We start from the raw sequence: 11,349 nt of genomic DNA on the forward strand, positions 1-11,349 counted from the left end.
GTGTACGTCCTGGGGGACGCCCCGGGTCTACCGGTCGTGAATGCCATGACACCGCCCGTACTCGTGCTGCGCGGACCCGTCACCCGGGACGAGGTGAGCGGGCCCTGTGACGCGTTGCGGGCGCTGCTGGACGGGAGCGGTGCCGGCACGGTCGTCGTGTGCGACGTGGGCGGGCTCGGGCCGCCCGGACTCGCCGCCGTGAACCTGCTCGCCCGGCTCCAGCTCACGGCACGGCGGGCCGGGGGCCGGATCCGGCTGCGCGATCCCTCGCCGGCCCTATGCGTCCTGCTCGACCTGGTCGGGCTCCGCTTCGAGGCGGAGGGGCAGCCCGAACAGCGGGAACCACCGCTCGGTGTCGAGGAAGCAGTGGAACCCGGTGATCCGGTCGCCTGAGACCTCCAGCGCCTGGACCGCCCACGGGACGAAGCCGCCGGCCTCCGGATCGGGCTTGTACTGCGCGAACCCGGGCAGGCCGTTGACCTGGACCGGCACCAGCCGCGAACCCGCGCAGGCGGCCCCCAGCGTGATCATGAAGCCCGTGATGTCCTCGGTGCCGGTCAGCCACAGGTCGAACGGCGGCATCGTCATGATGGCGTCCTCGTGCAGCAGCGCGGTCAGCGCCGACATGTCGTACCCCTCGAACGCCGCCACATAGCGCTCGAGCAGCTTCTGCTGCTCCTCGTCCAGCGGGTCGGAGACCGAGGCCTCGGCGCCCGGCTGCCGACGCTCGGCGAGCGTCGCCCGGGCCCGCTGGAGCGCGCTGTTGACCGAAGCGACCGAGGTGCCGAGCAGCTCGGCGACCTCGCTCGCCCTCCAGGCCAGCACCTCGCGCAGGACCAGCACCGCCCGCTGCTTGGGCGGCAGCTGCTGCAGCGCGGCCATGAAGGCGAGCCGCACCGACTCCTTGGCGACCGCCGCCTCCGCCGGGTCGTCCGTCGTGGGCAGCACGCGCGCGTCGGGCACCGGCTCGAGCCAGGTGTGGTCCGGACGCGGCGAGAGGGCCGCCCGGGAGAGCGGAGTGGACTCCGTCAGGTCCATCGGCCGGGCGCGCTTGTTGCCGGCCGCCAGCATGTCCAGGCAGACGTTGGTCGCGATGCGGTACAGCCAGGAGCGCAGACTGGAGCGGCCCTCGAACCGGTCGAAGCTGCGCCAGGCGCGGATCATCGTGTCCTGCACCGCGTCCTCCGCCTCGAAGGAGGAGCCCAGCATCCGGTAGCAGTACCCGGTCAGTTCCACCCGGTGCGCCTCCAGCCGGGCGTCCAGGTCCGTCGTCGCCGTGCTGTTCGTCATCGTCCACCCACCCCTGTGGCTTCTTCCGTGGCGCACCATCGCACCCAGCACTTCGGAAGCTATCGCAGCCCACTGACAACGACCCCCCGAGCGCGCGGAAGCGCAGCTCAGGGGGAACGTTCAGGGATCGGAACGAAGACTTCCGCGTCACCGCGCCACCGGGTCACCGCGCCACCCGCGACGCCTCACGCGAGCGCGGGCCTGCGTTCCTTCTGCTCCGTCCGTTCCGCCCGCGCCGCCCGTGTGCCCAGCAGCGTGATGCCGGCGACCCCGGCCACCGCCACCAGGCCGACGCCCACCGTCCCGGCCCAGCCGCTCGAGTGGAAGGCGAGCGCGCCGACCGTGCTGCCCGCGCTGGAGCCGACGTAGTAGGCGGACTGGTACAGGGCGGAGGCCTGGGCGCGTCCCTCGGTGGCCGTCCTGCCGACCGCCGAGGACGCCACCGCGTGCCCCGCGAAGAAGCCCGCCGTGATCAGCACCAGCCCCAGCAGGACCGGGGGCAGGGACCCGGCGAGGGAGAGCAGCAGGCCGGCCGCGGTGGTCCCGCCGGCCGCGTACAACGCGCCCCGGCGGCCCAGGCGGCCCACCAGCCGCCCCGCGGCCGACGCCGAGACCGTGCCCACCAGGTAGACCAGGAAGATCGAACCGACGATGCCCTGGGGGAGCGAGAACGGGGCCTCGGTCAGGCGGTAGCCGATGACCGTGTAGACACCGCCGAACACCGTCATGAACAGCGCGCCGATCGCGTACAGGCGCCGCAGCAGCGGATTGCCGAGGTGGCCGCGGACCGTGCGGACCAGCACGCGCGGGCGCAGCGAGCCCGGCCGGAAGTGCCGCGGCGCCGGCAGCAGCAGCCGGAAGGCCACCGCGCACACCACCGCCACCGCGCCGATCACGCCGACGGCGACCCGCCAGCCCCACTCCTGCGCCACCCAGCCGGTGATGACCCGGCCGCTCATCCCGCCGACGCTGTTGCCCGCCACGAACAGCCCGATCGCGGTCACCAGCGCCTTGGGCGTGACCTCCTCCGCGAGGTACGCCGTCGCGGACGCGGGCAGCCCGGCCAGGGCCGCGCCCTGCAGCGCCCGCAGCGCCACCAGGACGCCCAGCGACGGCGCGAAGGGCACCAGCAGCCCGAGGGTCACCGCGACGGCCAGGGAGGCCGTCATGACCGTACGCCGTCCGTAGCGCTCCGACAGCGCGCTCATGGGCAGCACGAACAGCGCCAGGCCGCCGGTGGCCGCCGCCACCGTCCAGCTCGCGTCGCCCGCGCTCACGGCGAGGTCCCCGGAGATCAGCGGCAGCAGGGCCTGGGTGGAGTACAGCAGCGCGAAGGTCGCGACGCCCGCGAGGAACAGGGCGAGACTCATCCGGCGGTAACCGGGGCCGCCCGGGGACATCCGGGTCTCGGGAACGCCCTCGGAGCCGCCCGCGGAGGCGGAGGCGTCCGGGGAGGCGCCCGTGGGGGCAGGCCGAGGACCGGGCAGGGAGACGGTCGGGGACGGGGAAACGGATGCGACGGCGCCCACGCCGGTGGGCGCCCCGGTACTGACGGGAGTCATGACTCGAAGCTACGGACGCCCGTGCTCATCCGTCCAATGCATGGAATCGGCATAATCGTTCCCATGGTGCATCAGCGAAGTTCACAGGGGTACCTGTCACCGTCCGGTGACACACAAGACATGGTGATGTTGCTGGCGCCGCGGCTCGCCCACTTCGCCGGCGTGGCCCGCACCGAGCACGTCACGCGCGCCGCCCGGGAGATGCAGGTGCCGCAGTCCACCCTCTCCCGCGCCCTGGTCCGCCTCGAGGAGGACCTGGGCGTCGACCTGTTCGCCCGCCACGGCCGCACCGTCTCCCTCACCCCGGCCGGCCACACGTTCCTCGCCTCCGTCGAACGCGCCCTCGCCGAGATCGGGCGCGCCGCCGAGGAGGTCCGCGCCGACGCCGACCCCGCCACCGGCAAGGTCGCCTTCGGGTTCCTGCACACCATGGGCGCCGAGACCGTGCCGGGCCTGCTGCACGCCTTCCGCGCCGACCATCCGCGCATCCGCTTCAGCCTCGTGCAGAACTACGGCGAGGCCATGCTGGAGCGTCTGCGCGCGGGCGAACTCGACCTGTGCCTGACCTCCCCGGTCCCGGACGCCCCCGACCTCGTCGCCCGCCGCCTCGACGAGCAGAAGCTGCGCCTGGTCGTCCCCGCCGACCACCGCCTCGCCGGCCGCCGCCGCATCCGCCTCGCGGAGGCCGCCGACGACACCTTCGTGACCCTGGAACCCGGCTACGGCCTGCGCCGCATCACCGACGACCTCTGCGCCCGGGCCGGGTTCCGGCCCCGCATCGCCTTCGAGGGCGAGGAGGCCGAGACCCTGCGCGGTCTGGTGGCCGCGGGCCTGGGCGTCGCCCTCCTGCCGCCGCCGGCCGTCCCCCGGCCCGGGGTCGTGGAACTGAGCGTCACGGCGCCGAAGGCGGTCCGGGAGATCGGCGTGGCCTGGCTGGCGGGCCGCCCGGACACCCCGCCGGTGGCGGCCTTCAAGAAGTTCCTGCTCTCCAAGAGGGGCAACCTGCTCCCGGACTGACCGGCCCCTACCGCCGCAGCGACTTCCCGAACCCCGCGGCCAACGGCATCCGCAGCCCCAACGGCGGGGGCGCCGCCAGGGCGTCCTGCACCGGCCGCGAGAACGCCCGCCCGAACAGCACGCCCATCACGAAGTCCTCGGACAGCGACAGCACTTCGTCCCGGTACTGGGACAACCCGTGGCCGTCGGCGTGCACTTCGAACCGGCACACGTCCCGGTTCGCCTTCTTCGCCCGCGCCGCCAGCCGGAACGACAGCTCCGGGTCGGTGCGGGCGTCGTGGGTGCCGTGCACGATCAGCACCCGCCGCCCGGCGAGCTGTTTCACCGGTTCGGGTGATGCCGCCACGTCCTCCTCGGGCAGCCAGGGGGCCAGCGCCAGCACGGAGGTGACGGCCTCGTGGCCGCCCGCGCGCAGCGCGGCCCGGCCGCCCATGCCGAGACCGGCCAGGCACACGGGGACGTCCCCGTAGCGCCGTACGGCCTCGTCGGCGGCCCAGGCGGCGTCGCGCGCCAGATGCGCCTCACTGCCGTTCCAGCCCCGGTAGCGGTAGTGGACGACATGGGTGGCGAGGCCCTCGTCCCGGCCCGCGCGGGTGAGGCGGCGCCCCAGGGCGCGGACGGACGCGGTCGCCATCACGGGGGACGGGCGGCGGCTGGAGACCTCGTCACCGCCGGGGAGCAGCAGCACCACGCCGCTCACCGCCGTCGGCTCCTGGCCGAGCGCCCTCCCCAGCCGGGCCCTGCGAACCGGCGTCGCTTGCTGTGCCATGACAGAACAGTGTCAGAAACACCGGTGTACGCCACCCGTTCGGGCGGTCACCGTTGCGTATCGACGGACGCGCGCACCGGGTGATCTACGCGCGTAGGAGTTAGAGTGCGGAGATGACGAGCCAGACCATCGCGAACACCCCGACCACGGACCAGATCCGCCGGGCGCCCAAGGTCCTGCTGCACGACCACCTCGACGGCGGACTGCGCCCCGGCACCGTCGTCGACCTGGCCCGGGAGACCGGCTATACCGGCCTGCCCGAGTCCGACCCCGACAAGCTCGCCCTCTGGTTCCACCAGGCCGCCGACTCCGGTTCCCTGGAGCGGTACCTGGAGACGTTCTCGCACACCGTCGGCGTCATGCAGACCCGCGAGGCCCTCGTCCGGGTCGCCGCCGAGTGCGCCGAGGACCTCGCCGAGGACGGTGTCGTCTACGCCGAGGTGCGCTACGCCCCCGAGCAGCACCTCGAGGGCGGGCTGACCCTCGAAGAGGTCGTCGAGGCGGTCAACGAGGGCTTCCGGCAGGGGGAGCGGCGCGCGAGGGAGAACGGCCACCGCATCCGGGTCGGCGCCCTGCTCACCGCGATGCGGCACGCCGCCCGCTCCCTGGAGATCGCCGAACTCGCCAACCGCTACCGGGACTCGGGCGTCGTCGGCTTCGACATCGCGGGCGCCGAGGCCGGTCACCCGCCCACCCGGCACCTCGACGCCTTCGAGTACCTCAAGCGCGAGAACAACCACTTCACCATCCACGCCGGAGAGGCGTTCGGGCTGCCGTCCATCTGGCAGGCGCTGCAGTGGTGCGGTGCCGACCGGCTCGGGCACGGGGTGCGCATCATCGACGACATCCACGTCCACGACGACGGAACGGTGGAACTCGGCCGGCTCGCCTCCTACGTCCGGGACAAGCGCATCCCGCTGGAGCTGTGCCCCAGCTCCAACCTCCAGACCGGCGCGGCGGCCTCCTACGCCGAGCACCCCATCGGCCTGCTGCGCCGGCTGCACTTCCGGGTCACGGTGAACACCGACAACCGCCTCATGTCCCACACCGGCATGAGCCGGGAATTCGAGCACCTGGTCGACGCATTCGGTTACACGCTCGACGACATGCAGTGGTTCTCCGTCAATGCCATGAAATCAGCTTTCATTCCTTTCGATGAACGACTGGCCATGATCAATGACGTCATCAAGCCCGGATATGCCGAGCTGAAATCCGAATGGCTGTTCCGGCAGGCCGCTTCCACCAGCGGATCTGCGGAATCGGAGGGCTGACCGGGGCGTTTTCGGGTGGCGGCGGTGAGGGCGGTGCTCACTTTCCGTCCGCATTTCCATGTTTGCGGTGGGAGGTCCCGCGTGTTTACGGTCGCGGGACCGCTCACATCCCCTCACCCCATTTCGAGGAAGCGTTTCATGAAGCAGTCTGCTGCCAAGACCCTCGGTGTCGCCGCCCTCGGTGCCGCCTTCGCCGTGGTCGGCGCCGGCGCCGCCAACGCGGCCCCGGCCGTCCCGGACGCCGCTTCGGCGCTGGACACCGCCACCCGGGCCGTCCCGACGGAGAAGCTCTCCGGCGCGACGGCCGCCCAGCCGACCGCCCAGCGGCCGGCTTCCGGGGGGCCGGCCGGCGGTCTGCTCGGCGGTCTGCCGCTGGAAAAGCTGCCCACGCAGGGCCTCAACGTCAACGGGCTCCCGCTCGGCTGACCCGGCCGGCCAGGCACACCGCCGATGGGGCGCCCCGGACCCGGGGCGCCCCATCGGCGTCCTCGGGGAGGGGAGCGGGGCCTACCAGGCGGTGCGTGTCCTGCTCTCCGAGGGCAGCAGGATCCACAGCGCGAGGTACAGCAGGAACTGCGGACCCGGGAGCAGGCACGACGCCAGGAAGAGCACCCGCACCGTGGTCGCGGAGGTGCCGAAGCGCCGGGCCAGCGCGGCGCACACTCCGCCGATCACGCGGTTGTCGGTGGGGCGGACGGGGCGGCTCATGGTGTCTCCTCGGTGGGCGGTGCGAGGCCTCCCTGTCGGCTGCCTCATCTGCCCTCCACGTTACGGAGACGAAGGGGGCAAAGCATCACTCCACGGGGCGATCCCGACCCTGGGAATCGTCGGGGTGCGGCCCTGAGCCGGTTCCTCCTCGCGCACGGCCGCGAGGGACCGCCGCTCCGCCCGGCGGCGCAGCCGGGCGCGGCCCGCGGGCACCACGACGGCGTGCGCGAGCGCCGCGCCCGCGGTGTTCAGCAGCAGCGAGTCGACGTCCACCACCTGACCGGGCACCGAGGTCTGCAGCATCTCGACGGCCAGCGACAACAGGGCGGTCGCGGCCACGGTGCGCAGCAGCGAACCCAGCGGCGACACGGCCAGCCGGCCCCCGGCCATCGGCAGCAGCACGCCCAGCGGCGCGAGCAGCGCCAGCCCCTCGCAGACCCGGCGGACCCCCACCGTCCAGCCCAGCGCGAAGTCGGCCCGGAGGCCGTCGAAGGGACGCAGGTTGGTGGGCATCACCCAGGGAACGTCCAGGGGGCGCAGCGTGAACCAGGCGACGAACGCGAGGTACGCGGCCAGGAGGGCACCTCCCGCCACACGGATGCGGATCGCGGCGGTGCCGCCGACGGAGCCTTGACGCTGCACTCCCCCCTAGACGCGGCGTTCGGCGGGATCGGTTCCGGGACGTCCCCCGTCCGCCGGATGAGGCGTGCGCCACAGTCCGGCACACCGGCGGCCCGGCCCCCTAGGGGACGTCCGTCGACGGGGGCTCCGCGCTGCCCGGACGGGTCCGGACCTCGTCCGTGCACTGGTAGCGGCGCGGCGGGGCCTCACCGGGGCCGCCCAGGACGACCGAGCCGTCGCCCTCGGCCGCCGTCGAGTCGGAGAAGGTGCACACGATCTGCCCGAGCGCGGAGAAGGAGAGGCCGCCGGGCGCGGTGCTCAGCCGCAGCGCGTCCTCGGGGTCGTCGGGCCGGGGGCCGCTCACGGTCGTCCCGCCGGGCACGCTCGTCGTGTAGCCGGTCGCCTTCTCGGCGGCCGACGGCCGCGCCGAGAGCTCGTCCAGCAGCCCCTGCGCCACCACCACGCGCCGCCCGGAGTCGGCCGCCCCGTCCGGCACCCGCACGGTCCGGTCGACGGCCACCAGCGACGAGCGGCACAGCAGGAACACCTGCACCTGCAGGCCCCGCCCCCCCTGCTGCGAGGCGTCCGGCCCGGCCGGCGAGCAGCGCATCCGCGAGGGCGCCGGACCGAAGTCGGTCGGCACCTCGGTGGCCCGTATCCCGCACCCGGCGAGCAGGGCGCCGAGCGCCGTGACGGCGAGCAGCCCCGGCAGACGGCGCACGGCCGCCCGTCGCGCGGTGGTCCGTCGTATGTTCATCGGGCGCCCTCCTCGGCGCCCTCGCTCCGGGCTCCGCCGGTCTTCCCGGAGGAGCTCTCCCGGTCCTCCCGCACGTCCTCCGCCTCCGTGTCCCGTTCCGTCTCCGCGGACACGTCCCGGGGCAGGCGCAGGGTGAACACCGCGCCGCCCTCGGGAGAGTTGGCCGCGGTGATCTCACCGCCGTGGATGTGGGCGTTCTCCAGCGCGATGGACAGGCCCAGACCGCTGCCCTCGGAACGCGGCCGGGACGCGCTGGCCTTGTAGAAGCGGTCGAAGACGTGCGGCAGGACCTCCTCGGGGATGCCGGGCCCGTGGTCCCGCACCTCGATGACCACCGTGTCCGGGCCCTCGTGGCCCTCCGCGCCCTCCGCGCCGTCCACGCCCTTCGCGCACTCCCGCACCGCCACCCGCACCGGCGAGCCGCCGTGCTTGAGCGCGTTGCCGATGAGGTTGGCCAGGATCACGTCCAGCCGGCGCGGGTCGATCCGGGCGTGGATGCCGCGCTCGGCGTCCAGCTCGACCGCGTCCAGCCAGGCGCGCGCGTCGATGCAGGCGGTGATCTGGTCGGCGACGTCGACGTCGTCGAGGACCAGGCGGGCGGTGCCCGCGTCGAAGCGGGTGACCTCCATCAGGTTCTCGACCAGGTCGTTCAGCCGCCGCGTCTCACTGATCACGAGCCGTACGGCCGGCTCGATCATCGGGTCGATGCCGCCGCCCTCGAACTCCAGCTCCTCCTCCAGGACTTCGGTCACGGCCGTGATCGCGGTGAGCGGGGTGCGCAGCTCATGGCTCATGTCCGCCACGAACCGGCGGGACGCCTCGTCCCGCTCGGCCATGTCGGCCACCCGTTTCTCCAGCGCCTCCGCGGCCTTGTTGAACGTCCGCGACAGGTCGGCCAGTTCGTCCGTCCCCGACACCCTGAGCCGGGTGTCCAGCTTGCCCTCGCCGAGCCGCCGGGCGGCCGTCCCGAGCCGCTGCACCGGCTTCAGCACGGTCGTGGCCAGGGCCTGGGCGAGCAGCGCGGAGCCGATCAGCGCGAGGCCGGTGGCGATCCCCAGCGACCAGGCCAGCGAGTTGAGGTCCTTGGCCTCCGGCTCCAGCGACTTCAGCATGTAACCGGTCGGCCCGCCGCCGATCAGCCGCGTCCCCGCCACCAGGTACGGGGTGTCGCCGTCGACGATCCGCTGCCAGTACAGGCGGTACGGGTACTTGTTGCTCGCGGTGATCTTCTGCTGCTCGGTGACCGCCTCGCGCAGCGACACCGGGACGTCCCGCAGCGAGAAGCCGTTCAGCCCGCCGGAGCTGCCGTACACGGTCCGGCCCTCGGGGTTCTCGGCGACGAGCAGCACGGTGAAGCGCTGGCTGCTGTTCGCCATCTGACCCGCGGTGTGCTGCAGTTCGTCCTGCGTCGGGTGCTCGGGCAGCGTGCCCGCCCGGTTCTGCATCTCCTGCTCGAAGCCGCGCAGCACCGCGTCCTGGGCGCGGGTGAGCACGGCCTCGCGGTTGAGCCAGTACGCGATCCCGGACGCGGACACCGCGGCGGTGAGCGCCACCAGCGCGAAGACGACGACCAGCCGCAGGCGCAGGCTGGTGAACCGCAGCCGCGACCAGACTCCCTTGCGCGCCGCGGACCAGCCGCGGGAAGTGCTTCGGTGTTCCTGTGTCACTGAGGCGGATCCAGCCGGTAGCCGACACCGCGCACGGTACGGATCAGCGTCGGGGACGACGGGACGTCCTCGACCTTGGCGCGCAGCCGCTGGACACAGGCGTCCACCAGGCGCGAGTCGCCCAGGTAGTCGTGCTCCCACACCAGCCGCAGCAACTGCTGCCGGGACAGCGCCTGGCCCGGCCGCCGGCTCAGCTCCAGCAGCAGCCGCAGCTCGGTCGGCGTCAGCTGGAGGTCCTCGCCGTTCTTCGTCACCGTCATCGCCGCGCGGTCGATGACCAGGCTGCCGAAGGACGCCGAGTCGCTGGACTCGCGCTCGCCGCGCCGCAGCACGGCCCGGATCCGGGCGTCGAGGACCCGGCCCTGCACCGGTTTGACGACGTAGTCGTCGGCACCGGACTCCAGCCCGACCACGACGTCGATGTCGTCGCTGCGCGCGGTCAGCAGGATGATCGGCAGCTGGTCCGTGCGCCGGATGCGCCGACACACCTCGAACCCGTCGATGCCGGGCAGCATCACGTCCAGCACGATCAGATCCGGCCGCTGCTCGCGCAGCAGTTTCAGACCGTCCTCTCCGCTGGCAGCGGTCGCCACCCGGTGTCCCTGGCGCGTCAGGGAGAGCTCCAGGGCCGTACGGATGGCGTCGTCGTCCTCGATCAGCAACAGGGAAGGCACGGGCTCATTCTGGCCCATGGAGGCCTCCCGGTTCGACCTGTGGACGCAGATGCCCGTTGGGCCCGCATACGGGGCCTACGTGCACCGACGCCCGTGAAGGACCCGTGCCCGTGCCGTGGACGACCTCTGTGACACGTCTGTGACAGTCGGCGGACACGGCCATGAAGTCCCCCGGGCAAGATTTTCGGCACAAGGCAGGACCGCAAGGAAGTCACCGGAAGTCCACGACGGGGGGCGCGAGATGAACACGCTGCACGGCACCAGCACCAGCGCAGTGGTCACGCGTCTGCACGACGTGCACCGGGGGTCCGAGAAGTCCGGTGCCGCGAGCATGCGGGGGTGCGCTCGCGGCACCGGGCGTCAGCACGCCGGCTTCATGTCGGTGGTTGACGCGTCCAAGGGGGAGACGCACGGGGGAAACGCGTACGGGGAGGCCCCGGGGGAGCGCCGTTCGCTGTCGGAGGCGGAGTTCACCGCCTACGTCCAGGAGCGCCGCGCCTCCCTGTACGCCACCGCCTACCACCTGACCGGCGACCGCTTCGAGGCCGAGGACCTGCTGCAGAGCGCGCTGTTCTCGACCTACCGGGCGTGGGACCGGATCAGCGACAAGGCGGCGGTCGGCGGATACCTCCGCCGCACCATGACCAACCTGCACATCAGCGCGTGGCGCCGCCGCAAGCTGAACGAGTACCCGACCGAGGAACTGCCGGAGACGGCCGGCGACACGGACGCGATGCGCGGCACCGAGCTGCGCACGGTCCTGTGGCAGGCACTGGCCCGGCTGCCCGAGCTCCAGCGCACCATGCTGGTCCTGCGCTACTACGAGGGCCGCACGGACCCGGAGATCGCGGAGATCCTCGGCATCAGCGTCGGCACGGTGAAGTCCAGCATCTGGCGGTCGCTCCGCCGGCTGCGCGAGGACGAGGTCCTCAGCTTCGGCCGTGACCGGGAGGACGCCTTCGGCGAACTGGTCGCCTGAAGGTTCGGGGGGACCGGGGGGACCGGTGCCGGGG

Annotated in this window: 13 protein-coding genes; 5 read left to right on the forward strand and 8 right to left on the reverse strand. The window is 73.0% G+C overall.

Annotation, left to right across the window (positions count from 1 at the left end):
- Positions 1-45 precede the first annotated feature (45 nt).
- Positions 46-393 (forward strand): STAS domain-containing protein, encoded by a 348-nt coding sequence (locus tag B7L92_RS07255; protein ID WP_143626253.1) that lies wholly within the window; start codon positions 46-48, stop codon positions 391-393.
- Here the strand turns inward: B7L92_RS07255 and B7L92_RS07260 are convergent.
- Together B7L92_RS07260 and B7L92_RS07265 are read right to left on the reverse strand one after the other, a co-directional pair.
- Positions 277-1,290 (reverse strand): sigma-70 family RNA polymerase sigma factor, encoded by a 1,014-nt coding sequence (locus tag B7L92_RS07260; RefSeq protein ID WP_081236635.1) that lies wholly within the window; start codon positions 1,288-1,290, stop codon positions 277-279. The two genes, B7L92_RS07255 and B7L92_RS07260, sit on opposite strands and share 117 nt — an antisense overlap.
- 185 nt (positions 1,291-1,475) lie before the next feature.
- A complete protein-coding gene (locus tag B7L92_RS07265) occupies positions 1,476-2,852 on the reverse strand; it encodes an MFS transporter (RefSeq protein ID WP_081236636.1) in 1,377 nt (458 codons plus the stop codon).
- A 63-nt stretch (positions 2,853-2,915) separates the two neighbouring features.
- On the opposite strand from B7L92_RS07265, the gene B7L92_RS07270 reads away from it, so the two are divergent.
- Positions 2,916-3,869, forward strand: a complete 954-nt coding sequence (locus B7L92_RS07270) for a LysR family transcriptional regulator (RefSeq protein ID WP_081236637.1) — start codon at positions 2,916-2,918, stop codon at positions 3,867-3,869.
- A gap of 7 nt (positions 3,870-3,876) precedes the next feature.
- Here B7L92_RS07270 and B7L92_RS07275 read toward each other — a convergent pair whose 3' ends face one another.
- A complete protein-coding gene (locus B7L92_RS07275; protein WP_081236638.1) occupies positions 3,877-4,638 on the reverse strand; it encodes an alpha/beta hydrolase in 762 nt (253 codons plus the stop codon).
- 113 nt (positions 4,639-4,751) lie between these two features.
- Here B7L92_RS07275 and B7L92_RS07280 point away from each other — a divergent pair, with 113 nt between their 5' ends.
- Positions 4,752-5,909, forward strand: a complete 1,158-nt coding sequence (locus tag B7L92_RS07280; RefSeq protein ID WP_081236639.1) for an adenosine deaminase — start codon at positions 4,752-4,754, stop codon at positions 5,907-5,909.
- A 138-nt stretch (positions 5,910-6,047) separates the two neighbouring features.
- On the forward strand, positions 6,048-6,335 hold the full coding sequence (locus B7L92_RS07285) for an ATP-binding protein (protein ID WP_081236640.1): 288 nt from the start codon (positions 6,048-6,050) through the stop codon (positions 6,333-6,335).
- A gap of 81 nt (positions 6,336-6,416) precedes the next feature.
- On the opposite strand, the gene B7L92_RS07290 is transcribed toward B7L92_RS07285, so the two are convergent.
- The 5 genes from B7L92_RS07290 to afsQ1 all read right to left on the reverse strand — a co-directional run bounded on the left by B7L92_RS07290 (position 6,417) and on the right by afsQ1 (position 10,336).
- Positions 6,417-6,617, reverse strand: coding sequence for a PspC domain-containing protein (locus tag B7L92_RS07290; RefSeq protein ID WP_081236641.1), 201 nt, complete (start codon positions 6,615-6,617; stop codon positions 6,417-6,419).
- A 60-nt stretch (positions 6,618-6,677) separates the two neighbouring features.
- On the reverse strand, positions 6,678-7,259 hold the full coding sequence (locus tag B7L92_RS07295; RefSeq protein ID WP_081236642.1) for a VanZ family protein: 582 nt from the start codon (positions 7,257-7,259) through the stop codon (positions 6,678-6,680).
- Positions 7,260-7,359: 100 nt separating this feature from the next.
- Positions 7,360-7,995, reverse strand: a complete 636-nt coding sequence (locus B7L92_RS07300; protein ID WP_081236643.1) for a hypothetical protein — start codon at positions 7,993-7,995, stop codon at positions 7,360-7,362.
- Positions 7,992-9,662, reverse strand: a complete 1,671-nt coding sequence (locus B7L92_RS07305) for an ATP-binding protein (protein ID WP_081236644.1) — start codon at positions 9,660-9,662, stop codon at positions 7,992-7,994. Before B7L92_RS07305 ends, B7L92_RS07300 begins: the two co-directional genes overlap by 4 nt.
- The gene (gene afsQ1, locus B7L92_RS07310) at positions 9,659-10,336 is read right to left on the reverse strand and encodes a two-component system response regulator AfsQ1 (RefSeq protein WP_004984110.1); all 678 of its coding nucleotides are present in this window, start codon (positions 10,334-10,336) and stop codon (positions 9,659-9,661) included. The genes B7L92_RS07305 and afsQ1 overlap by 4 nt, the downstream gene beginning before the upstream one ends.
- Positions 10,337-10,577: 241 nt before the next feature.
- Here afsQ1 and B7L92_RS07315 point away from each other — a divergent pair, with 241 nt between their 5' ends.
- Positions 10,578-11,315 carry a SigE family RNA polymerase sigma factor gene (locus B7L92_RS07315; RefSeq protein ID WP_081236645.1) on the forward strand — a complete coding sequence of 246 codons (738 nt, stop codon included), beginning with the start codon at positions 10,578-10,580 and terminating at the stop codon, positions 11,313-11,315.
- The last annotated feature ends 34 nt before the right edge of the window (positions 11,316-11,349 follow it).

Source organism: Streptomyces viridosporus, assembly GCF_002078235.1.
Lineage (GTDB): Bacteria > Actinomycetota > Actinomycetes > Streptomycetales > Streptomycetaceae > Streptomyces > Streptomyces viridosporus.

Bases quoted from the DNA above. Each gene is read 5' to 3' on its own strand.
- B7L92_RS07285 (WP_081236640.1), top strand. From the start codon at position 6,048: ATGAAGCAGTCTGCTGCCAAGACCCTCGGTGTCGCCGCCCTCGGTGCC.
- B7L92_RS07260 (WP_081236635.1), bottom strand. From the start codon at position 1,290: ATGACGAACAGCACGGCGACGACGGACCTGGACGCCCGGCTGGAGGCG.
- B7L92_RS07290 (WP_081236641.1), bottom strand. From the start codon at position 6,617: ATGAGCCGCCCCGTCCGCCCCACCGACAACCGCGTGATCGGCGGAGTG.
- B7L92_RS07280 (WP_081236639.1), top strand. From the start codon at position 4,752: ATGACGAGCCAGACCATCGCGAACACCCCGACCACGGACCAGATCCGC.
- B7L92_RS07265 (WP_081236636.1), bottom strand. From the start codon at position 2,852: ATGACTCCCGTCAGTACCGGGGCGCCCACCGGCGTGGGCGCCGTCGCA.
- B7L92_RS07300 (WP_081236643.1), bottom strand. From the start codon at position 7,995: ATGAACATACGACGGACCACCGCGCGACGGGCGGCCGTGCGCCGTCTG.
- B7L92_RS07255 (WP_143626253.1), top strand. From the start codon at position 46: ATGACACCGCCCGTACTCGTGCTGCGCGGACCCGTCACCCGGGACGAG.
- B7L92_RS07270 (WP_081236637.1), top strand. From the start codon at position 2,916: ATGGTGCATCAGCGAAGTTCACAGGGGTACCTGTCACCGTCCGGTGAC.
- B7L92_RS07315 (WP_081236645.1), top strand. From the start codon at position 10,578: ATGAACACGCTGCACGGCACCAGCACCAGCGCAGTGGTCACGCGTCTG.
- B7L92_RS07275 (WP_081236638.1), bottom strand. From the start codon at position 4,638: ATGGCACAGCAAGCGACGCCGGTTCGCAGGGCCCGGCTGGGGAGGGCG.